Raw genomic sequence first — 21,999 nt, forward strand, 5'->3', positions numbered from 1 at the left:
GGCTTGCTTCGGGTTGCTTCGACACGATCTACCATGCTCGCCCTGCCTCGCACCCTCCAGCTTTACCGATCCGCGCACATGACCTTCAAAGCCAGCGTCTCCCCCAGTGTTCTGGACGCCATCGGCAATACGCCTCTGATCCGCCTGCATCGCGCCAGCGAGGCGACGGGCTGCGAAATCCTGGGCAAAGCCGAGTTCATGAACCCCGGCCAATCGGTCAAGGACCGCGCCGCCCTGGGCATCATCCGCGACGCCGAGACGCGGGGCCTGCTCAAGCCCGGCGGCCGGATCGTCGAAGGCACGGCGGGCAATACCGGCATCGGTTTGGCGATGGTCGCCTCGGCCCTGGGCTACAAAACCACGATCGTCATCCCCCGCACCCAGAGCCAGGAGAAGAAGGACGCCATCCGTCTTCTCGGCGCAGAACTGGTCGAGGTGGACGCCGTTCCCTATTCCAACCCCGACAACTATGTCCGCTATTCCGGGCGCCTGGCCGAGGAACTTGCCAGGACCGAGCCCAATGGCGTGATCTGGGCCAACCAGTTCGACAATGTCGCCAACCGCCAGGCGCACTACCTGACCACCGGCCCGGAAATCTTCGAACAAACAGACGGTAAGGTCGATGGCTTCATCTGCGCCGTCGGCTCGGGCGGCACCCTGGCCGGCGTCGCCCAGGCGCTGCGGGAGCGCAAGCCCTCGGTGAAGATCGGCCTGGCCGACCCGCACGGCGCGTCCCTCTACAGCTGGTACAGGGACGGCGAACTGAAGTCGGAGGGAACCTCGATCAGCGAGGGTATCGGCCAGGGCCGCGTCACCGGCAATCTGGACGGCCTGGTGGTCGATCACCCCTTCCGGATCAGCGACGAGGACATGCTCAAGGTCGTTTTCGATCTGGTCGAGCACGAAGGCCTGTGCCTGGGCGGCTCGGCAGGGATCAACGTCGCCGGCGCCGTTGAACTGGCCCGGGTGATGGGTCCCGGCCACACCATCGTGACCATCCTGTGCGACCACGGTTCACGCTATCAGAGCAAGCTGTTCAACCCGGCCTTCCTCGCCGAAAAGGGCCTGCCGACGCCGGGCTGGATGTAGAAGACGCGCTTAAGGGTCGGAGGCCGCTTGCCCATCCTCCCCGATCCCGCGATCCTGTCCGCCCTCAATCAGGGGCGAGTCAGACCCCGAAAGGCGTAGCGCATGACCCAAGACCCTCTCGTCTCGACCGCCTGGCTACGCGACCATCTCGAAGCGCCGGACGTGCGGATCGTGGACGCCTCGTGGTTCATGCCGGGCACGCCGCGCGATCCGAAGGCCGAGTTCCTGCTGGCCCACATTCCGGGCGCTGTGTTCTTCGACATCGACGAGATCTCGGACGAGACCTCCAGCCTGCCGCACATGCTGCCCAGCCCGATCAAGTTCGCCTCGCGGGTCCGCAAGCTGGGCCTGGGCGATGGGTCGCGCATCGTCGTCTATGACAGCCTCGGCATCCTGCCCGCCGCCCGCGTCTGGTGGACCTTCCGCGCCATGGGCCACGAGGACGTCGTGGTGCTGGACGGCGGCCTGCCCAAATGGATCGCCGAAGGCCACCCGATCGAGGATGGCCCCGCCCTGCCGCAGGAGCGCCACTTCACCCCGCGCTTCCAGGCCGACATCGTCCGCTCGGTCGATCAGATGAAGCGCAACCTCGAGACCGGCCGCGAGCAGGTCGTCGACGCCCGCCCCGCCGGCCGTTTCACCGGCGAGGCGCCCGAGCCCCGCGCCGGCCTGCGCGGCGGCCATATCCCCGGCTCGCGCAACATCCCCCTAGGCGACATGCTGGCGCCGGACGGCACGATGCTGAGCGCCGACAAACTGGCGGCCGTGTTCGCCGCCGCCGGCGTCGACGTCGCCAAGCCGGTCGCCGCGACCTGCGGCTCGGGCATCACCGCCTCGGTCGTGGCCCTGGCCCTGGCGCGCCTGGGATCGCCGCGCGCCGCCGTCTATGACGGGTCGTGGACCGAATGGGGCGGACTGGCCGACACGCCGGTCGTCACAGGTCCGGCCTGAGGCCGCGTACGACTTGGCGCATCGGGCAACCCGGCCTAAACCACGCGCAATCGCCGCGTCGCCCGGAGCCCCCTGCCCATGGATGAAGAAACTCGCCTGATCCGCACGGGCGCGTCATCGGCTCTCGCGGCCAAGACCGTCAATCCGCTGATCCAGCGCGGCTCGACAGTGCTGATGCCCAATGCGGCGTCGCTGTATGACGACGACCAGATCAGCTACGGGATCACGGGCCTGGCCTCGCCGGCCGCCCTGCAGACGGCGCTGGCGGAGCTGGAAGGCGCGTCGAACGTGACCCTCTATCCTTCGGGGCTGGCGGCAATCACCGGCGCCCTGCTGGCGGTGCTGAAGGCCGGGGACGAGCTTCTGGTCGTCGACAGCGCCTACAGGCCGACACGCCGGTTCTGCGACCGGCTGCTGACCCGCTTTGGCGTCTCGACCACCTATTATGATCCCGCCCTGACGCCCGATCAGCTGATGGATCTGACCACGGCCAGAACCCGGTTGATCCTGCTGGAAGCGCCCGGCTCCCTGACCTTCGAGATGCAGGATGTGCCCGCCATCGCGGCGGCCGCCAACGCGCGGGGCATCCTGACCCTGATCGACAACACCTGGGCGGCGGGCCTCTATTTCAAGCCTCTGAGCCACGGCGTCACCCTCAGCATCCAGGCCCTGACAAAATATGTCGGCGGCCATTCGGACTGCTTCATGGGCTCGGTGGCGACCTGCGACCCGACCATCGCCAGGGCGCTGGACGACGCCATGTGGGATATCGGCTGGTCGGTGTCGGCGGACGACGCCTACACCATGCTGCGCGGTCTGCGCACCATGGCTACCCGCCTGCCCCGTCACCACGAAAACGGCCTGACCATCGCCCGCTGGCTGCAACAGCGGCCGGAAGTGGCGCGGGTGCTGCATCCCGCCCTGCCCGACGATCCTGGCCATGCCCTGTGGACGCGCGACTTCAGCGGCGCGTGCGGCCTGTTTGGCGTGGTGCTCAAGCCTGCCTCCGAAAAGGCGGTTCACGCCTTCCTCGACGCCCTGCGCCTTTTCGGCCTCGGCTTTTCCTGGGGCGGGTACGAGAGCCTGGCCATCCACTGCGATCCGCAATTGCAAAGCCGCTCTTTCCCCGTTCGGCTGGAAGGCCCATTGCTGCGGCTGCATATCGGTCTGGAAGCCCCGGCCGACCTCATCATCGATCTGGAGCGCGGGTTCGCCGCTCTGAACAGTCAGGCCTAGCTCATGACCACCCACATCGCCCTGCTGCGCGGCGTCAGCCCCGGCGGCCAGAAACCCATCGCGGCCGAGACCTTCGTCGACCTGCTGGGCGCGCTGGGGTTCGCCAACGCCCGCGCGGTCGGCGGTGCCAACAATCTGGTGTTCGACAGCCCCGCGCGCACTGGCGCCGACCTGCAGAATTTCCTGGAGACCGAGATCCACGCCCGCCTTGGCCTGCGCACCGACATCTATGTCCGCACCGCGCAGGCCTGGGCCGCGATCATCGCCGCCAATCCCTATGCGGAGTTCGCGGAAACCGATCCGGGCCTGCTGATGACGCTGTTCCTGAAGGATCCGCCCGACAAGAAGGTCATCGGCGCCCTGCGCGCCAAGCTGACCGACGGCGAGCAACTGCGCGTCGAGAGCCGCCAGTTCTATGTCACCTATCCCAATGGGCTGGGCGCTTCGAAATTCAGCAACAACGTCGTCGAGAAGGCCCTGGCGACCCGCATCACCAGCCGCACATGGACCATCGTTCAGGCCATCGGCGAGGCGACTGCAGAAGCCGGAACCGAAGCCGAAGCCGAAGCCGAAGCTTAGGCCGACCTGGCCGCGCAGTAGCGATCCAGGAAGCTTTGATGGCTGGGCATGCTCTCGACCGCCCGGGCGATATTGCCCTTCAGGGAGTCCAGGGCCTGACGCAGCTGCTCGGGCGGCATCAGGCGGCCCATGTGGTGGTGACTGCGCGGCTCCACGCGCTGCCCCAGCAGCACCTGCAGCCAGGAATCGACCTGGAACAGCTCGCCCGGCGCCTGGAATACTTGGGCGTTCTCGCGAAACAGGTCGATGCGCTGGGCCAGGCTGTCGGGAATGTCCATCGTCCGGCAATAGTCCCAGAACGGGCTGTCGGTCCGCTCGGTGGCCTTGTAGTGCAGGATGATGAAGTCGCGGATCTTCTCCAGCTCATCCTCGGCCAGGCGATTGTAACGCTCGATCAGGGCGTCATTGACGCCGCCGAACGGGAACAGCTGCATCAGGCGCGTGACGCCGATCATGATCATGTGGATCGAAGTGGATTCCAGGGGCTCCACGAAGCCGCTGGCCAGGCCCAGGGCGACGCAGTTCTTGCTCCAGGTCTTGCGGCGACGTCCGGCGCCGTAGCGGATCAGACGGGGTTCGATCAGGGGCTCGCCGTCAATCTCGCTGAGCAGCAGGGCGCGGGCCTCATCGTCCGACATGTGGTCGCTGCAATAGACCAGGCCGTTGCCGACCCGGTGCTGTAGCGGGATCTTCCAGCGCCAGCCGGCCTTGTGCGCGATGGCCCGGGTATAGGGCACGGCCGGCCCGGTCGAGGTGGTCTGCACGGCCAGGGCGCTGTTGGTCGGCAGCCAGGGGCTCCAGTCCTCCCAGCCGGCCTTCAGGGTCTGCTCGATCAAGAGGCCGCGAAAGCCGGTGCAGTCGATGAAGAGATCGCCTTCGATGACCTCGCCCGACTCCATGACCAGAGCCTCGATGAAACCGTCCTCAGCGCGCTGGCTGACGCTGGCGATCTTGCCCTCGACGCGCCGCACGCCCTTGCCCTCGCTCATGCCGCGCAGGAAGCGGCCATAGAGCGTGGCGTCCAGGTGATAGGCGTAGTTGGTCGTCGCCTGCTCGTCGGTGAAGAACTTGTCGGCCTCTGCGGCCTTGAGTTCGAAGCAGTAGTCGCCCAGGTCGCCGCCGAACCCCTGGGCCCGGGCTGCAAGCCAGAAGTGGTGGAAGCCGCCCATCCAGGTGGATTTGCCGACCTGGCCGAACGAATGGATGTAGCGGTCGCCGACCTGGCCCCAGTTCTCGAACGAGATGCCCAGCTTGAAGGTCGACTGGGTCTCGCGCATGAACTGCGCTTCGTCGATGCCGAGCAGGGCATTGAAGGTGCGGGCCGTCGGGATGGTCGACTCCCCTACCCCCACGGTGCCGATGTCGTCGGACTCGACCAGGGTGATGTCGAGCAGAGGCCCAAGCTGTTTGGAGAGCGCCGCGGCGGCCATCCAGCCGGCGGTGCCGCCGCCCGCGACGACGACCTTCTTCACGACCTGACCGCTCATGGCCTTCTCCCTTGTTCTTCTTATCGGTTCAGCCGGTCCAGCAGACTGGCGCGCAGACGGCGCGCCCTGGCCAGGTCCATCGGCCCCAGCGCGCCGCGCGCGGCCTCGGGCAGATGGGCGCCGGCCTGATCGGCGGGACCAAACAGGTAGTAGTCGAACAGGGCCTTCCAGCCCTGCTTCTCGAAATCCGGGCGGTCGCGCAGGCTGAGCAGGCCATGCAGCAGAGTGTTCATGGGCGTGTCCATGAAGGCCGGCGCGGCGTTCCACCAGTAATTGACCAGCACGTTGAACGGATCCAGCGCCTCGACCTGGTGCCACCAAAGGGCCGGATAGACCAGCACGTCGCCGGGTTCCAGATCAGCCACCTGGGCGGCGGCCAGGGCGTCCCGGAAGCGCGGATGGCGTTCGAAATCGGGGGCGTCGAAATCGACCATGCTGACGACCTGACCGCCCGGGGTCGGCTCCAGCGGACCGGGATACAGGTTGGCGACCTGGTCGGGCGGAAACAGGGTGAAACGGCGATGGCCCACCGCGCAGACGGCGATGTTGTTGGACATGTCATAGTGGGCCGCCGCGACGGTGCGGTTGCCGATCCAGAGGCTGGCCAGCGGCGGCTGGGGGCCGAACGTATCGGCGCTGAGGCCAAGATCATTCTCGGCGGCCAGTCCCGGGAAGAAGGTCTCCATATCGGTCGAGCCGATATAGAGCGACGGCGCCTCGGCCTGGTCGAAACCGCCCTCGATGCGTCGCAGAATATCGTCCAGCCCGGCCCGCTCGGCCCGAAAGTTCATGGCCGTGCGGCTGTCATCGTAGAAGAAACGGCCTCCGATCGCAGGATTGCCCACATAGGCCAGGAGCCGCCCGCCCCGATCGTTGGCCAGCAGGTAGTCCATGGCCGCCCGGGGGGATTCCAGACCCTTGCGAACCAGCGGCCAATCGCGCGCCAAGCCCTTGAAGATCATCGGCGTCTGGCCTTGCAGCACGGCGTCGAACGGGATGTCGCGCGCCGACTCTACCGTGGTCTCGATGACCTTGCGCGCGGGCCTGGTCATGGCGCCGTCAGCCGCCGGTTCTTCAGCTCGACCAGGTGCTGGACATTGCCCAGCGACGAGATGATCCATTGAGCGGCGCGCAGAAGTCCGGCGCGATGCATCCGCTCCAGGTCGATACCCGACAGGGCCGCCAGCCGGTCGGCGTCGATGGTGTGGAAGTCCGGCAGGTCGTAGGAGGCTCCGCCATCCAGCGCGATCTTGATCTCGACCGGCGCGATCAGGTCCAGGGCGGCGAAGGCGGCGTACATCTGGGGCGCCACGTCCAGCCCGTCATAGATCGTGCCCAGCACGCGCATCACGTGCTGGAGGTAGGGCGCATTGCCGCCCGCCGGCAGGAACAGGGGCTGGCCTTCGCCCGAGCTGATGCGCGGATGGTCCAGGTCGACATGGATCATCGGCGCGGGCTCGGACCCGTCGCCCGGATCCTGCATCGCTATGGAAAAGGCGCCCCGCTGCTGGACCGCGGGCACGTAGCGCGCGCACCAGGCTTCGCCGTCGAGAAACAGGTTCTCGTCCCGGTCCAGCCCGAGCAGGGCCACGGCCTGATAGTCGCCGTTCGGGTCCTTGCGCAGCAGGATGGGGTACTCGCGCTGGACCTCCTCGAATTCGGTCGGCAGCACCAGGGCCAGATTGATGGTGTCGCCAAATCGCGCACCATGGCCGGCGATCACGCGCAGCTCGGCGTGATCGACGTTGTTAAGCAGTACTCTGTTGGTCATACGCGCCTTTCGAGCCGGATCGGGCCTGAGTCACAGACCCGATCCTAAGCTGATCTCGAAGAAAAAGGCCGCTGCGAACAGCGACCTTTCCCCTCGCCCTCCAGACGTTCGGTCTAGAAGCGGTAGCGAGCGCCGAGCAGGAAGCGCCTATCCAGCTCCTGGGCGAACCACAGCTGATGCGCGTCGCGGCCGTAGGTCCGCAGGCTTTCGCGGGTCAGGTTGAGGCCTTCCAGCGAAACCGCCAGCTTTTCGTTCACATCATAGCTGATGTTGAAGTCCAGCTGACCGAAGGGCTCGACGAACACCGGGTTGCGCGATCCACCACGGTTGGTCTGTTGCAGGAACCGGTCGCGCCAGTTGTAGGCCAGCCGCGCCGAGATGCCGTTCTTGTCATAGATCAGCGTGGCGTTGGCCGTGTCGCTGAGGCCCAGCAGGGCGAACTGGTCCTGACCAGGGTCCGACGCGATGTCGAAGTCGACGTCGCCGCGAACCATGGTGTAGGCGCCCGCGACGCCAAGGCCGGTGTCGCCGAAGAAGTGCTGAGCGGCGATTTCGAAGCCATGGATCTTGCCGGTCCGGTTGTTGATCGGACGCGACACATTGAAGTTGAACAGCGGATCCTGGGCATTCGGCTCGATATCAAGAGCCGCCAGGATCTGATCAGCATAGGCTTGGTTCAGGTCGCCGCTCGGACCGCGATTGGCCTGGAAGGCCGCCGTCGCCGCCGCCACCGATCCGGTCTGCTGGATCAGGGCCGTCATCGTGAACAGGTTCACGTCGGTCTGGTTGGCGCCAATGGCGGTCAGGCTGGCCCGGGCGTCGCCCGAACGGGTGCCCGCCGCGCCGGAGCTGGCGTCACGCAGACCAAACAGGTTCTGCGTAACGGTGCCCGTCCCGACGAAGTTGTTGACCCGCTTTTCGAAGAAGCCCGCCGACACGTAGCTGCCGGGCTTGTAGTACCACTCCACCGAAACGTCGAAGTTGTCGGAGATCAGCGGCTCCAGATCGGGGTTGCCGCTGGTGCCGAGCGGGATGGCGCCGTTGGCCACTGGACGGTTGGGAGCGCCGGCCGTCTGGGCGGCAAACAGGCTTCCGTAGTCCGGCCGAGCGATCGTGCGGCTGAAGGAGAACCGGCCAACCACGTTGTCGGTGACATCCACCTGGAAGTCCAAGGACGGCAACAGGTTGCTGTACTTGCCCGTGCCCGAAACCGGCACATAGGTCGCCGTCGTATCGACGCGGAAGTCATTGTCCGCGGTCCAGACGATGGCGCGCGGCGAACGGATCAGTGAGGTCGAGTCGACCTTGGTCTGCTCGTAGCGCACGCCGGTGACCAGGGTCGCGTCGCGGCCGGCCAGCTGAGCCTTCCAGGTCACCTGGGCGTAGGCCGCCGTGATGTCCTCGTCGACCCGGTTGTTGCCCTGGCCGGTGACGCCCACAGGGTTGCCGCGCGCCGTGTAGACCGGCGACAGGGCGTTGTAGAGGTCGATGGCGTCGGCGCGGAACGAGGTCAGGCCGGCGCCCGACTGGTTGGGTTCATAGGTGTTGAACTGGCAGGCCAGGCAGAAGCTGGTGACCAGGCTGCCCGCATACTGCTGGACGTCGCGGGGATTGGAGATACCCCAGCTGCCCAGGTCCTGCTGGGTGTTGATATTGGACTGAACCATCTTGGACGTACGGTAGTCGACACCGAAGTCGAGGCGGCTGCCGTTGTCGTCGAGATCCCAGGTGGCGTCGGCCCGGATTTCCTTGATGTCGTGCTGCTGGCGCTGGGCCGAGGTGCGGGCCACCTGGCTGCCCAGGTCGCCCACGTCCAGCGTACCGTTGGCGTTACCACGCGGCGCGGCGTCGTTGATCGTGAAGGTCTGGACGGGGACCTTGCCGTTGTAGTTGACCGAATGCGACGAGACGATCGGCGCGCCGATGCTGACCGAGGTCATGCTGGTGCCGTTGGGCGCATCAGGCGAGCTGTCGGTCTTGGAGACATGCCCGTCGATGTTCACCCGGAAGGTGTCGCTGAGGTCCCACTCGGCGTTCAGGCCATAGGACTCCAGGGTGTCCTTGTTGGCGCGATACTGCTGCTCGAACCCCATGTCCTTGGTGCCGCTGAGCGTTTCCTGCAGCAGAACCGCCGTGGCGACGACGGGATTGCCGTCGAAGGTCACGCGGTCGAACGGGCGGTTGAACCAGTTGGTGCTGTCGTTGCGCCGCTCGTAGGCCTTGTTCTGCGCATACAGCGCATCACCGGTCAGGGTCAGGTTCTCGGTCGGACGGAATTGCACCGACAGCTGACCGTTGATGCGTTCCCGCTCGCCTTCCGCGAAGTGGTAGCGGCTGTCGTTGGGGATGGCGACCAGGACGTTGCCGTTGGCCGGCGCATTGGTGATCTGGGTCGTGCCATTGTTACGGACGAAGCCGTTGGCCGGATTGATGAATTCCGAATAGCGGCGGATGTTCCAGTCGTTGGACGTGGCGCTGCGACCGGTGAAGTTGCGCTTCTGATAGCTGCCGAACAGGCCGATGCCGAACTTCTCGGAGTCGTCGAGCCAGTTGAGCAGGCCCGAGATTTCCGGCGTGATCTTGTCAGCGCCTTCCTGGCTCTTGTCGATGCTTTCGTCATAGACGCCCTTGATGCCCAGACTGCCGCTCAGGCCGGACTTGCCGTCCAGCGGGCGACGGGTCTTGACGTTGATGGTGGCGCCGATGCCGCCCGACGGGATCGCCGCGCGGCCGGTCTTGTAGACTTCCAGCGTGGTGACGCCTTCCGAAGCCAGGTTCGAGAAGTCGAACGAGCGGCTGGTGCCGCTGGCGAAGTCCGCCGACTGGTCGCCACCCACCGTCGCCACGTTGGCGGTCGGCATCGTGCGGCCGTTGACGGTCACCAGGTTGAAGCCGCCGCCGAAGCCGCGAACCGTGACCTGCGAGCCTTCGCCGTTGGTCCGGTCGATCGAGACGCCGGTGATCCGCTGCAGGGATTCAGCCAGGTTGGTGTCCGGGAACTTGCCGATATCCTCGGCCGAGATCGCGTCGACCACGCCGCTGTTGGTGCGCTTGATCTCGATGGCGCGCTCGAGCGAGGCGCGAATGCCGGTGACGACAACCTCCTCGACGGCCTGGCTGTCCTGACGCGCATAGGCATGCCCTGCCGTCAGCATCGCTGACAGCGCTATCAAAGATACAGATGTCGTTAAGCGTCGTTGCCGCTTCATGATCGTTTCCCCGCAAGAGACCCCGAATAGCCGGGGCGTGTTTCTTTTTTTCAGCGCCGTCAAAAACTGTACGTCCCGGGGCCTTTCAGCTCAGCACGGACAACTTAGCAGCGAAGATAACGGTAGCGGTAACAGCGGTCTCCCGGAGCGTCAAGCGCAAGAGATGGCTGAAATCGCATTTTGACAGCGCTGTTAATAGCACAATCAGGCGCGATATGCACGCCATCGCGTTGGGGTGCGCGGGATCACATTTGTGTCCACGAGGTCAAATTGGCGAAACCTGGCGCAACACAACCAAAGGGAGATTATGCGGATTGACCCGACGAAGCCCGAATGTTAGCGGTACCTATGGAGTTCGCGGCGGCTCGCCGCCACAACCCCTAACTCCCCTCTGCTCTGGGGCCGCCAGGTTTGACGGCCCCTTTTTTTCATCGCGTCAAAAAGCGATTTCCGATCAGGTCGTCGCACCCCAAGTCGCCAAGACCGCCGTCAGCGACCCGGTATGCGCTCATAGACGACCAGTCGGGTCCGCCTCAGCGGAACGACCTTGACCGGCCGGTAAGCCCGCCTCAGCTCTGCCTGAACCATGTCCACGACCTCGAAGTTGAAGTCCCGGGCTGCGGGCTGGTGATCAACAATGACGCTGGGCCGCCCGGCCAGGACACGTCGCACTTCCGTGGTCTGATCCACGCCGATGGCGCCGTTCTCCCGCAGCAGGTTCAGATGCCCCGCGAACGGATAGCGCGTGGGCAGGCACGACCCGGTCAGATGGTAGAGCATAGGGTCGCCATTCCACACATACAGGCAGCCCTTCAGACGCGGACGAATGGCGTCGACCATGGCCGTCATCTCGGCCTGATGCCCGCGCTTGAGCTGGATCTTGTGAATGATCACCGCGTTGGCCACGCCGCCCGACAGGATCATCAGGACGGCCGCGATGGCGCCGAAACGGTAGGGCCGGTAGCCGAACAGCGGCGCGCAGGCCAGCGCCAGGGGCGCGAACAGCGGCAGGGCGTAGTGGTCGAAATAGGTGCCGAACGCGAGATACCCGCCCACCGCGGCCGCCAGCCAGATCAGGGCGAAGCCAAAGGTCGCGGGGCCCATCGCAAAGCGCCGCCAGGGTTCCAGGAGAGCCGCCAGGACCACCGCGAACAACGGGATATGCAGGGCCTTCCAGGCCTTGGCCAGGCGATGCAGCATTTCGTCCGGCGACGCCCCTGAGCGGTCACCGATCGACAGGAAGTTGGCGTAGAGAAAAGCCTCGGCGTGACCCAGCCAGGCGTACCAGCCCAGGGCCGCGACGGTCGGCGCCAGGGCAAGGGCCACCCACAGCACGGTGTCGACCGCCAGACGCGACAGGCGGTCGCTGGCGCGCCACGAGGCCCACATCAGCGCCACGCCCAGAAAGACGCCCTCGAACACCGCCGTATATTTGACCTGCATGGCCAGGCCGATCAGACCCATGGCCAGCAGCCCATGCCGCCGGACCTGTCCGGCCGACACCTCGCGATCGGTCGAGACGGTCAGCGTCGCCCACGCCGCGCCGGCGACCAGAAGGTTGTAGAACACCGGGGCCTGGCCACCCGTGCCGCCGACCAGACCCAGCAGCAGCAGATAGATGACACCGGCGACCGTCGCGGCCCGAAGGCCCGCCATGGGCGCGGCCATACGGGCGATGACAAAGGCCGTGGCCGCCGCAAACAGGGTGGCCACCATCTGATACTGGACGATCCCGTCACCACCCAGCAACCGGATGGCGGCAAAGAGCAGGAAGAGGCCCACGGGCTTGCGGTCCCAGATGTCCACATAGGGCAAGGCGCCGTGCAGCATCCGGTCGCCGACCAGCAGGTAGAAGTTCTCGTCGACATGGATCAGCGGATTGCCGAACTGCGCGCCGCGGATCGCGAACGCCGCCAACAGCAGCACCGCGCCGACCGTGGCCCACCCTGCCCGGCCATCGCCCACCTCGGATCGCGACTTGAGAGGTGTGATCAACGAGCCGCCCTCCCCGCGACGCTGGCGATCAGCGCCCTGGCGCGCTGGGCCGCCGAAAGCGGCCGCCAGGTCAGTCGGCGCACGGCGGCGTAGTTCCAGAAGGCCCCCAGAAGCGCGCCCGCCGTACCCGCCCCAAACCAGGGAACGCCCAGACCATGCAGAGCGGCCCCCGCTACCTCGCTGACCGCCGCCCCGCCAAGGCAGGCGACATAGAAGCTGAGAAGACCCTGCCACACGGCGCCGCCGCGCAGCCGCTGGTCGCGGAAGGTCAGGCCGTTGTTGAGCATGAAGTTCCAGCTCATCGCCATCAGGATGGCTCCGCTCTGCCCCAGCCAGAACGGCGCGCCAAGTTCGCGGCTGGCGGCCAGGACCATCAGGTGCACCACCAGGCCCGTCAGCCCCACGAACAGGAACTGGGTCATGCGCGCCGGCAGCGCCCCGCCCGTGCGCTTCTCGACCAGCAGGGCCAGGAGATCAAAGACCACGCGCAGGTCCAGTTTGGACACCCCGCCGGCGCGCGGACGCAGGGCGGTGGGGATCTGTAACAGGCGGGGCCGGCGGCGATCCGAGGCGACGACGTCGATCAGGATCTTGAAGCCCAGACCTGACAGGCGAGGCCGGACCGACTCATACCAGTCCCGCGTCATCACGAAGCAGCCGCTCATCGGGTCGGCCAGGCGCAGACCCAGCAACAGGCCTGAAACCCTGACGCCGGCGCGGCTGAGCCAGTGGCGATAGCCCGCCAGCCCCGATCCGCCGCCGCCCAGATAGCGGCTGGCCACGGCGATATCGACGGGCGCGCGCCTCATGCGGTCAACCATGCGGCCGATCAGGCGCGGATCGTGCTGACCATCGCCGTCCATGATCGCCAGCGCCTCGCCCCGCGCCGCGTCCCAGCCGGCGATCGCGGCGGAGGCCAGCCCGCCTGCGCCCTCACGACGGATCAGGCGGATATCGGGATTGGACCAGGCGCGGGACCGAACCACCTGGGCCGTCCGATCATCGGCGGAATCGTCCACGACGATGATCTCGTGCGGGATATGGGCCAGATCGGCGACGACATCGTCCAGCACGCCGCCGATCGCTTCATGTTCGTCCAGGGTGCAGATGACGACCGACACCCTGGGCCAAGGGCTCACCGCGCTCGCTGGAACGTCGACGAACAGCGCGCCGCGCGCGGCGGGTTCAGTATGCAAGGTCATGGGAGGGATCCAGACGGGTTGATCGAGGCGCGGAGGGCGCCTGACAACGCTACGATATCCAGCAATATCGTGTCTAGTTATTACTATACATAAGCCGGTTCAGGCCGCCCTTGGGCGCGCGCGTCAGCCGACGACGCCAACCCAGTCCGACGAGAGGCCAACAAGTTCAACCGTCCCCGCGGCCACGACGACATGGGACGATGCGGCGGTGATCAGGACGTAACCGTCGGCGCGGCCGTCTCCGTTGAAATCGATCTCAACACGCTGATCGATATCGGTTTTCGCCGCGATGCCAGGGTCGGTCGGCTGGTCGTCGGGACGACCCAGGATGGCCAGCTCGCCCTCGCGAGCGACCAGCCGGTCGCCTTCCTCGGCATTGAAATCGAAAACCGTGCCCAGCAGGGTGTCTGGATGATCCAGCACGGCGGGCGCGCTGATCACAAAGGTGTCGGCCCCGCCCCCGCCATAGGCGACAGCGTCCGGGGTGAGCACGATCCGATCGTTGCCCAATCCGCCATCCAGGGTGTCGCGGCCGCCGCCGCCGATCAGCAGATCATTTCCCGGGCCACCCACCAGCCGCTCCGCAAGGGGACCGCCCACCACCAGATCATCGCCATCGCCGCCGCGAAGTTCCGGCGGCGCGTCCTTTTGAGCGGTCGTCTGGACATCGGGTTTGGCGGTTTCGGCGGAAGCCGGCGCCTCCGCGGCCGGACCGCTTTGCCCGCGAGGCGCGGCCTGATCCGAAATCTCGGCCTGGGCCGGCGAAGATGCCGTGGCGGCATGCCCGGCAGGGTCCTCGGAGGTCCGCTCGCCCGTCGCCGACCGTTCGTCGCCCGCCTCATCCGCCGCTTGCGGCTCCGGCGTAACCCCCGGTTCCTCGACAGACGGATCGACCGCCAGCCACGCTCCGGTTTCGGCCAGGTGCGGCGCAATGAGCCGCAACTGGTCTTCCAGGAAATTGGCGACCGCCAGCAGGACCAGGATGTTCGCACCGTTGCTGACCCTGCCGAACGGCACCACCACCCCGAAGCGCTCAGGCTCGGGGCTCAACCACTGTCCGAGCGCCTCGCGCAGATTGGAGCCCTTGGCCACCACGTCCTCGGCGACGAAATGCACCAGGAACTGGTCGGCCACACGGGCGACGTGAACCAGCACCTCGTCGTCTTCATCGGTCACCGCGCACCACGGCGCGCCATCGTCCGTCGCGCCGAAGACGACCTGCACCTTCTCGCCGCCGCCGAAGAAACGCTCCGTCAGCGCCTCGAGACGGCTGCGCTCTGACGCGGTCCACTGGCCGCTGCCCAGAACATGATTGGCGAAGGAGAGAACGGTGCCCACGACGAGACGACTCGCGACGATCGGTTAGGCCGTGGCCCGGCTGCGAGAGGCGTCGCTCTCGAACAGCAGCCGATGCAGTTCAGGTTCATAATAGGCCAGCAGAGTCCTGGCGAACTCGGCCTCGTCCAGGTGCAGGGCCTTGGCCCAGGCGGCCTGGGTCTCGATCGGCAGGCGGCCGACGCCGCTCTCCACCTGCGAGACAAAGGTATAGTAGCGCAGCCCGACCTGTTCGGAGAGTTGGGCCTGGGTGAGGCCCGCGGCCTCGCGGCCCGCCTTCAGCCATCGGCCCGCCTCCTGCCGCAGCACCTTGGTGTGCGCGGCCTTGGCGGCGTCGGGGGTGGCTCGTGGCATCTAGCCTCCTGATTGTCATACAGCAGCGGCGGAAGCGGCCATTTTTCGCATAAACCAGTACTTATGCAACGTGTTATTGGGCGACATGCGAGAACTTGTCAAAGATCATTGTTATGCCGGCGCCCTCGCGCCGAGGCGCCCTGCCACGGTCTGCGTCAACGTGTCGGCGCCCGATGAAATGCTTTGACTTCAGTTATAACTAAACGTATTGTTACTTTCTCGTCGCCTGGTCGCGGGCTGGAGACGTCCTGCGGTCAGATCCCCCCACCCCTTCTGATCGCGAACGATCCAGGCGACGAGACCCGAACCGGCCGTTAGCGCGACGATCAGGCTTGCTGGTCGCCCGACGCAGGCAAGGCCGGACGCGCGGTGGCCAACAGCAGATAGCCCGCCACCGCTGAAACGATGGAGCCGCCCAGCACCCCGATCTTGACCTCGTCCAACAGGAGCGGATCGGCGAAGGCCAGGTTGCCGATGAACAGGCTCATCGTGAACCCGATCCCGCACAGCAACGCCACGCCGTAGAGCTGGCGCGCGGTCGCATCGCGAGGCATGTCGGCGAAGCCCAGCTTGATCACCGCCATGGCGGCGAGGAAAACGCCGGCCTGCTTGCCCAGGAACAGGCCCAGCGCCACCCCGATCGGCACCGGGGCCAGCACTGTCGCCAGGGTCATGCCCGCGAAGCTGACACCGGCATTGGCCAGTCCAAACAGCGGCACGATCACAAAGGCGACGGGTTTGTGCAGCGCATGCTCCAGCTGATGAAGCGGCGAATGAGGGTCATCAGGCCGCCCCCGCGACGGGCGAAGCGGGATCGTCATGGCCAGGACGACACCCGCCAATGTGGCGTGAATGCCGGACTTCAGGACACACAGCCACAGCGCTGCGCCCAGCAGCAGGTATAGCCATAGCCAGGTCACCTTGAACCGGTTGAGGACGACGAGCGCCACCGTGACGCCGCCCGCCAGGCTGAGGGCCAACACGTTGAGCTGGTCGGTGTAGAAGATGGCGATGATCAGGATCGCGACCAGGTCATCCAGAATGGCGATGGCCGTCAGGAAGATCTTCAGCGACGCCGGCGCGCGCGATCCCAGGAGCGACAGCACGCCCAGCGCGAAGGCGATGTCGGTCGCTGCCGGGATCGCCCAACCGCGAAGATGTTCGGGCGTTCCCAGATTGACCGCGCTGTAGATCAGGGCCGGCGCCACGACCCCGCCCAGAGCCGCAACGCCCGGCAGGATCAGGCGCGACGGCTTGGAAAGCTGCCCGTCCAACACCTCCCGCTTGATCTCCAGGCCGACCAGCAGGAAGAACACGGCCATCAGGCCGTCATTGATCCAGTGCGCGAGGCTTTCGCGCATCGCCAGGCCGGCGATGGTCCCGCCGATCTCGATATGCAGCACGGCGTTGTAGGCGCTGGCCCAGGGCGAATTGGCCAGGAGCAGGGCCAGAGCCGCCGCCGCCATCAGCACATAGCCGCCTGCCGCCTCCTGGCGCATGAACTCGCGCAGGGCCGAAAGCGCCCGGGTCGTGGACTTGAAGGGCAAGGGTCAGTCTTTCGGGTTCGAGGGTGTCGCGGAGCACAGGCGAAAACGCGCGAAACCGTGGTCGGTTTTCCGATCGATCATGCTGGACGTTGAGCATTCGGACGTCGGTTCAAGCGCCACGGCGGCCTCCAAGACATGGATAAAGCTGTCGTGGCGTCAGGTTACCGACGGACGCCGGACCGAGTTCGCCATGAGGGCGCGGCCTGGCCGCATGGAGCGACCTGATATCTGCCGCGAAACTTGTGCATGATGGCTTCAAGGTCAAGCGAAACCGGCCAGCCCCGTCCGAAGCGTTCGGCATGATGACGCCATTGCGGGACCTCATTGCAGGATCAAGCTCCGTTCCGCGCAATCCGATGACGACGAGAGTGTGGCTTCGGGAAAGATTTGACCTCCGCCACAGCTCAGCACAGAACTTCCATCGCGTCAGATTCCATCTGGACTGGAAAGCGGCGCGAGCGCCCCAGATCGTGGGCCACTGGGGAGAAGAACCTTGGATAGACGTCAGTTCCTTGCGGCCTGCGGTATCGGCGCCGGCGGCATCCTCATGCCCGGCTTCGGCCAGGCGATCGCCGCTGACCAGCTGGTCGAAACCATCGACGTGGCGGTCAAAAAGCGCCTGGCCGACGCGGCCATGAGCGCCGCGACCGCCGCCGGGGCCAGCTATTGCGACGTGCGCGTCGGCCGCTACCTGCGCCAGTTCATCGTCACCCGCGAGGCCAACGTCCAGGCGGTGACCAATACCGAGTCGAGCGGCGTGGGCGTCCGCGTGATCGCCGACGGGGCCTGGGGCTTTGCGGCCACCAACAACATGTCGGCGGAGTCGGTCGCCCAGACCGCGCGCCTGGCGACGGCGATCGCCAAGGCCAACGCCAAGAACCAGACCGCGCCCGTGCGCCTGGCTCCCACCAAAGGGGTCGGCGAGGTCAAATGGGCCACGCCCGTCCGTCGTAACGGGATGGAAGTCTCGCTGCAGGAGAAGGTCGACCTTCTGATGCGCGTCAACGGCGCGGCGCTGACGGCCGGGGCCAGCTTCGTCAATTCCAGCCTGTTCCTGATCAACGAGCAGAAGTACTTCGCCAGCACCGACGGCTCGTACATCGACCAGGACGTCCACCGGATCTGGGCGCCGTTCACGGTGACCGCCATCGACAAGGCCACGGGCAAGTTCCGCTCGCGCGAGGGCCTCTCCGCGCCGATGGGACTGGGCTACGAGTACCTGGACCCCAAGGCCGAGGACAAGAGCCTCTCGCCCAACGGCATCATCAGCTACGGCAAGTCCTATGACATGGTCGAGGACGCCAAGGCCGCCGCCGCCCAGGCGCGCGAGAAGCTGACGGCCAAGTCGGTCAAGCCGGGCCGCTACGACCTGGTGCTCGACCCCAACCATCTGGGCCTGACCATCCACGAGTCGGTCGGCCACCCGCTCGAGCTCGACCGCGTGCTGGGCTACGAGGCCAACTACGCCGGGACCAGCTTCGCCACGCTGGACAAGCGCGAGGCGCGCTTCCAGTACGGCAGCGAGATCGTCAACATCATGGCCGACAAGCTGCAACCCGGCAGCCTGGGCGCGGTCGGCTATGACGACGAAGGCGTCGGGACCAAGCGCTGGCCGCTGATCCAGGACGGCAAGCTGGTCGACTATCAGGCGACCCGCGACCAAGCCCACATGCTGGGCAAGACCGAGTCCGACGGCTGCTCTTACGCCGACTCCTGGTCGACGGTTCAGTTCCAGCGGATGCCCAATGTCTCGCTGCAGCCGGGCAAGAAGAAGATGAGCCTGGACGACATGATCTCGGGCGTCGAGGACGGGATCTACATCCTGGGTCGCGGCTCGTTCTCGATCGACCAGCAGCGCTACAACGCCCAGTTCGGCGGCACGCTGTTCTACGAGATCAAGGACGGCAAGATCACCCAGCCCCTCGAGGACGTGGCCTATCAGATGCGCACGCCCGAGTTCTGGAACGCCTGTACGGCGATCTGCGACGAGCGCGACTACCGCCTGTTCGGCTCCTTCTTCGATGGAAAGGGCCAGCCCAGCCAGGTTTCGGCCGTGAGCCACGGTTCGTCGACCACCCGGTTCGACGACATCAATGTCATCAACACCGCGCGCTCGCTCGGTTGATCGGGTCGAGGGAGACAGTCCAATGAGCATCATGACAGAGGCCGAGGCCAAGACGATCCTCGACAAGGTCATCAAGCTGTCGACGGCCGACGAGTGCACAGCCCAGCTGACCGGATCGGTCGAAGGCAATATCCGCTTCGCCCTCAACAACGTTTCGACCAGCGGCGTAGTCAGCAACACCGACCTGGCCGTGCAGGTCGCGTTCGGCAAGCGCGTCGGGTCGGCGTCGATCAACGAGTTCTCGGACGCCGCCCTGGCCCGCGTGGTCAAGCGCGCCGAGGAACTGGCCAAGCTGGCGCCGGAAAATCCGGAGTTCGTCACGGCCGTCGAGGCCCAGACCTACAAGCCCAGCGCCACCTTCAGCGAGGCCACCGCAGCAATCACGCCCGAGCAGCGGGCCGAGATCGCCCGCGCCTCGATCGCGCCCTGCCGCGCCCAGAAACTGATCGCCGCCGGCTTCCTCAACGACCAGCAGACCTTCGTCGCCTTCGCCAACAACAAGGGCGCGTTCGGCTATCAGCGCGCGACGGAAGTCGACTACACCTGCACCGTGCGCACGGCCGATGGCCGGGGCTCGGGCTGGGTCAGCCGCAACCTGCAGGACTCCACCAGCTTCAATCCGGCCAGCGACATCGAGATCGCGATGCGCAAGGCCAGCGCCTCGGCCGAGGCCCAGTCGCTGGAGCCGGGCAAATACACGGTGATCCTGGAGCCTGCCGCCGCGTCGGGCCTGATCTCGTTCATGCTCAACTTCTTCGACGCCCGTCAGGCCGACGAAGGCCGCAGCTTCCTGTCCAAGAAGGGCGGCGGCAACAAGCTGGGCGAGCAGGTCTATGATCCGCGCGTCACCTTCACGGCCGACCCCTGGCACCCCGAGCTGGCGGTACTGCCGTGGGACGCCCAGGGCCGGGCTCGCGAGCGCATGCCGCTGGTCGAGAGCGGCAAGATCGCCAACCTGCTCTACACGCCCTATTGGGCGCAGAAGCAGGGCAAGAAGGTGGTGGGGCGCCCCGGCAACATCATCATGTCGGGCGGCACCAAGTCGACCGCCGACCTGGTGCGCGAGACCGAGCGCGGCATCCTGGTGACCCGCACCTGGTACATCCGCATGGTCGATCCCCAGACGGTGTTGCTGACCGGCCTGACGCGCGACGGCACGTTCTACATCGAGAACGGCCAGCTGAAGTACCCGGTGAAGAACTTCCGCTTCAACGAGTCGCCGGTGATCATGCTCAACAACATCGACGATCTGGGCCGGCCGGTTCGGGTCAGCGAGGGCGGTCAGATGCAGTACATGATCCCCGCGATGCGTGTGCGTGACTTCACCTTCACCTCGCTGTCGGACGCCGTCTGACCGGATCACCCATGGTCGGTAACCGCGTAACGCGTTCTGAGTGTCTGCGCCTGTTGACGGGCGGCGTATTGGGAGGCTGGCTTGCCAGTCTCCCGGCCGCCGCCCGATCGGCGCCCGTGTACGACTTCTGGTTCACGCGCCTGCGCTACGACTCCGGCGACTGGGACGTCGACCAGCGGATGCCGTCCAACATCCTGACCTCGCTGATCGACTACACCAACCTGCGGGTCGATCCGCAGGAGCGCGTGGTGCGGCTGTCGGATCCGGCGATGCTGACCGCGCCGTTCTGCTATCTGGCGGGCCACAAGCTGGTGGAGTTCAGCCCCGCCGAAGCCGCCAATTTCGAACGCTATGTGCGCAACGGCGGCTTCGTCTTCGTCGACGACTGCAACCACGACATCGATGGCCTGTTCGCCAGATCGTTCGAGCGCCAGATGGCCAAACTGTTCGGCGCCGAGGCCCTGCGCAAGCTGCCCAACGACCACGCCATCTATCGCAACTTCTTCAAGTTCGACGGCCCGCCCGCCACCAGCTTCGAGCTCAATGGCTGGGGCGATGATCTCGTCCATGACTACCTCAAGGGCATCGAGATCGGCGGGCGCCTGGGCCTGCTCTACAGCAACAAGGATTATGGCTGCGAGTGGGATTACGACTGGCGCAACAAGCGCTTCCTGGCTGAAGACAACACCAAGTTCGCGGTCAACATCGTGCTCTACGCCCTGACCGCCTGATCCCGCCTCTCGCCTGTTCGGAACCGCGATGACCCAGACCCCCACCGAAGCCGATATCGCGCTCAAGCTCGAGCGCCTGGGCCAGCTGCGCGCGGCGATCGGCCAGGCCATCGTCGGCCAGGACGAGGTGGTCGAACAACTGCTGATCGGCCTTCTGGCGGGCGGACACTGCCTGATCGAGGGCGTGCCGGGCCTGGGCAAGACGCTGCTGGTCCGCACCCTGGGTCAGGCGCTGTCGCTCGACTTCCGCCGCGTCCAGTTCACCCCCGACCTGATGCCCAGCGACATCCTGGGCACCGAGGTGCTGGAAGAGGATCACGGCACCGGTCATCGCAGCTTCCGCTTCCAGCCCGGCCCGGTCTTCACCAATCTGCTGCTGGCGGACGAGCTCAACCGCACCCCGCCCAAGACCCAGGCCGCCCTGCTGGAGGCCATGCAGGAGCACACGGTCAGCTATGCGGGCGTCACCCACGCGCTGTCCGAACCGTTCTTCGTGCTGGCCACCCAGAACCCTCTGGAACAGGCCGGCACCTATCCCCTGCCCGAGGCCCAGCTCGACCGCTTCCTGCTGAATATCCGGGTCGGTTACCCCACGGCCGAGGAAGAGCGCGCGATCCTGGCCCTGACCACCGGCGGCGCCATCGCCGCCCCGGCCCCGGTGATGACCGGACCCGACATCGTCGAGCTCCAAAAATGGGTGCGGCAGGTGCATGTCGGCGAAGGCCTGCTGACCTGGATCACCGCCCTGGTCCGCGCCAGTCGTCCCGGCCCCGATGCGCCCGCCGCCGTGGAGGCCTATGTCCGCTGGGGCGCGGGGCCGCGCGCCGGCCAGGCCCTGGTGCTCGCCGCCAAGGCGCGGGCCCTGCTGCACGGTCGACTGGCGGCTACCCGGGCCGACGTCGTCGCCCTGGCGGCGCCGGTCATGCGCCACCGCATCCTGCTGTCGTTCGCGGCCGAGGCCGAGCGCAAGACGACCGACGACGTGGTCGCCGCCCTGCTGGCCGCCCTTCCCGCGCCCGCGCGCGACTGATCGC

The 21,999-nt window shown here is 66.4% G+C and carries 17 protein-coding genes; 8 read left to right on the top strand and 9 right to left on the bottom strand.

The annotated features are described in order from the left end of the window. Positions 1–78: 78 nt before the first annotated feature. The 4 genes from ACW17V_RS11290 (at position 79) to ACW17V_RS11305 (ending at position 3,855) form a co-directional block, all read left to right on the top strand. Positions 79–1,089 (top strand): cysteine synthase A, encoded by a 1,011-nt coding sequence (locus ACW17V_RS11290; protein ID WP_492108788.1) that lies wholly within the window; start codon positions 79–81, stop codon positions 1,087–1,089. A 102-nt stretch (positions 1,090–1,191) separates the two neighbouring features. Beyond that, positions 1,192–2,040 carry a 3-mercaptopyruvate sulfurtransferase gene (gene sseA, locus ACW17V_RS11295; protein ID WP_492105223.1) on the top strand — a complete coding sequence of 283 codons (849 nt, stop codon included), beginning with the start codon at positions 1,192–1,194 and terminating at the stop codon, positions 2,038–2,040. A gap of 78 nt (positions 2,041–2,118) precedes the next feature. Then, a complete protein-coding gene (gene metC, locus ACW17V_RS11300; RefSeq protein ID WP_492105224.1) occupies positions 2,119–3,276 on the top strand; it encodes a cystathionine beta-lyase in 1,158 nt (385 codons plus the stop codon). 3 nt (positions 3,277–3,279) lie between these two features. Next, on the top strand, positions 3,280–3,855 hold the full coding sequence (locus ACW17V_RS11305; RefSeq protein ID WP_492105225.1) for a DUF1697 domain-containing protein: 576 nt from the start codon (positions 3,280–3,282) through the stop codon (positions 3,853–3,855). Here ACW17V_RS11305 and ACW17V_RS11310 read toward each other — a convergent pair. The 9 genes from ACW17V_RS11310 to nhaA all read right to left on the bottom strand — a co-directional run bounded on the left by ACW17V_RS11310 (position 3,852) and on the right by nhaA (position 16,707). Beyond that, positions 3,852–5,342: a tryptophan halogenase family protein gene (locus ACW17V_RS11310; protein WP_492105226.1), complete on the bottom strand. Its 1,491-nt coding sequence runs from the start codon at positions 5,340–5,342 to the stop codon at positions 3,852–3,854. The two genes, ACW17V_RS11305 and ACW17V_RS11310, sit on opposite strands and share 4 nt — an antisense overlap. 20 nt (positions 5,343–5,362) lie before the next feature. Beyond that, on the bottom strand, positions 5,363–6,394 hold the full coding sequence (locus ACW17V_RS11315) for a cupin-like domain-containing protein (RefSeq protein ID WP_492105227.1): 1,032 nt from the start codon (positions 6,392–6,394) through the stop codon (positions 5,363–5,365). Next, a complete protein-coding gene (locus ACW17V_RS11320) occupies positions 6,391–7,113 on the bottom strand; it encodes a SapC family protein (RefSeq protein ID WP_492105228.1) in 723 nt (240 codons plus the stop codon). The genes ACW17V_RS11315 and ACW17V_RS11320 overlap by 4 nt, the downstream gene beginning before the upstream one ends. Positions 7,114–7,226: 113 nt before the next feature. Further along, complete coding sequence (locus ACW17V_RS11325; RefSeq protein ID WP_492105229.1) at positions 7,227–10,268, bottom strand: TonB-dependent receptor; 3,042 nt, start codon at positions 10,266–10,268, stop codon at positions 7,227–7,229. A 543-nt stretch (positions 10,269–10,811) separates the two neighbouring features. Then, the gene (locus ACW17V_RS11330; RefSeq protein ID WP_492105230.1) at positions 10,812–12,317 is read right to left on the bottom strand and encodes an ArnT family glycosyltransferase; all 1,506 of its coding nucleotides are present in this window, start codon (positions 12,315–12,317) and stop codon (positions 10,812–10,814) included. Continuing rightward, positions 12,314–13,519: a glycosyltransferase gene (locus ACW17V_RS11335; RefSeq protein WP_492105231.1), complete on the bottom strand. Its 1,206-nt coding sequence runs from the start codon at positions 13,517–13,519 to the stop codon at positions 12,314–12,316. Before ACW17V_RS11335 ends, ACW17V_RS11330 begins: the two co-directional genes overlap by 4 nt. Positions 13,520–13,642: 123 nt before the next feature. Further along, complete coding sequence (locus ACW17V_RS11340) at positions 13,643–14,857, bottom strand: hypothetical protein (protein ID WP_492105232.1); 1,215 nt, start codon at positions 14,855–14,857, stop codon at positions 13,643–13,645. A 24-nt stretch (positions 14,858–14,881) separates the two neighbouring features. Continuing rightward, a complete protein-coding gene (locus tag ACW17V_RS11345) occupies positions 14,882–15,208 on the bottom strand; it encodes a helix-turn-helix domain-containing protein (RefSeq protein ID WP_492105233.1) in 327 nt (108 codons plus the stop codon). A gap of 326 nt (positions 15,209–15,534) precedes the next feature. Next, a complete protein-coding gene (gene nhaA / locus ACW17V_RS11350) occupies positions 15,535–16,707 on the bottom strand; it encodes a Na+/H+ antiporter NhaA (RefSeq protein ID WP_492108789.1) in 1,173 nt (390 codons plus the stop codon). Between the two features lie 541 nt (positions 16,708–17,248). On the opposite strand from nhaA, the gene ACW17V_RS11355 reads away from it, so the two are divergent. The 4 genes from ACW17V_RS11355 to ACW17V_RS11370 are packed head-to-tail and all read left to right on the top strand — an operon-like array spanning position 17,249 to position 21,995. Then, a complete protein-coding gene (locus ACW17V_RS11355; RefSeq protein ID WP_492105234.1) occupies positions 17,249–18,880 on the top strand; it encodes a TldD/PmbA family protein in 1,632 nt (543 codons plus the stop codon). A 22-nt stretch (positions 18,881–18,902) separates the two neighbouring features. Beyond that, complete coding sequence (locus ACW17V_RS11360; RefSeq protein WP_492105235.1) at positions 18,903–20,234, top strand: TldD/PmbA family protein; 1,332 nt, start codon at positions 18,903–18,905, stop codon at positions 20,232–20,234. 11 nt (positions 20,235–20,245) lie between these two features. Continuing rightward, on the top strand, positions 20,246–20,965 hold the full coding sequence (locus ACW17V_RS11365; RefSeq protein ID WP_492105236.1) for a DUF4159 domain-containing protein: 720 nt from the start codon (positions 20,246–20,248) through the stop codon (positions 20,963–20,965). 28 nt (positions 20,966–20,993) lie between these two features. Beyond that, positions 20,994–21,995 (top strand): AAA family ATPase, encoded by a 1,002-nt coding sequence (locus tag ACW17V_RS11370; protein ID WP_492105237.1) that lies wholly within the window; start codon positions 20,994–20,996, stop codon positions 21,993–21,995. Positions 21,996–21,999: the final 4 nt, after the last annotated feature.

The organism is Caulobacter sp. FV2ye17ST, from assembly GCF_058680955.1.

Bases quoted from the DNA above. Each gene is read 5' to 3' on its own strand.
- ACW17V_RS11290 (WP_492108788.1), top strand. From the start codon at position 79: ATGACCTTCAAAGCCAGCGTCTCCCCCAGTGTTCTGGACGCCATCGGC.
- sseA (WP_492105223.1), top strand. From the start codon at position 1,192: ATGACCCAAGACCCTCTCGTCTCGACCGCCTGGCTACGCGACCATCTC.
- metC (WP_492105224.1), top strand. From the start codon at position 2,119: ATGGATGAAGAAACTCGCCTGATCCGCACGGGCGCGTCATCGGCTCTC.
- ACW17V_RS11305 (WP_492105225.1), top strand. From the start codon at position 3,280: ATGACCACCCACATCGCCCTGCTGCGCGGCGTCAGCCCCGGCGGCCAG.
- ACW17V_RS11310 (WP_492105226.1), bottom strand. From the start codon at position 5,342: ATGAGCGGTCAGGTCGTGAAGAAGGTCGTCGTCGCGGGCGGCGGCACC.
- ACW17V_RS11315 (WP_492105227.1), bottom strand. From the start codon at position 6,394: ATGACCAGGCCCGCGCGCAAGGTCATCGAGACCACGGTAGAGTCGGCG.
- ACW17V_RS11320 (WP_492105228.1), bottom strand. From the start codon at position 7,113: ATGACCAACAGAGTACTGCTTAACAACGTCGATCACGCCGAGCTGCGC.
- ACW17V_RS11325 (WP_492105229.1), bottom strand. From the start codon at position 10,268: ATGCTGACGGCAGGGCATGCCTATGCGCGTCAGGACAGCCAGGCCGTC.
- ACW17V_RS11335 (WP_492105231.1), bottom strand. From the start codon at position 13,519: ATGACCTTGCATACTGAACCCGCCGCGCGCGGCGCGCTGTTCGTCGAC.
- ACW17V_RS11345 (WP_492105233.1), bottom strand. From the start codon at position 15,208: ATGCCACGAGCCACCCCCGACGCCGCCAAGGCCGCGCACACCAAGGTG.
- nhaA (WP_492108789.1), bottom strand. From the start codon at position 16,707: ATGCGCCAGGAGGCGGCAGGCGGCTATGTGCTGATGGCGGCGGCGGCT.
- ACW17V_RS11360 (WP_492105235.1), top strand. From the start codon at position 18,903: ATGAGCATCATGACAGAGGCCGAGGCCAAGACGATCCTCGACAAGGTC.
- ACW17V_RS11365 (WP_492105236.1), top strand. From the start codon at position 20,246: ATGGTCGGTAACCGCGTAACGCGTTCTGAGTGTCTGCGCCTGTTGACG.
- ACW17V_RS11370 (WP_492105237.1), top strand. From the start codon at position 20,994: ATGACCCAGACCCCCACCGAAGCCGATATCGCGCTCAAGCTCGAGCGC.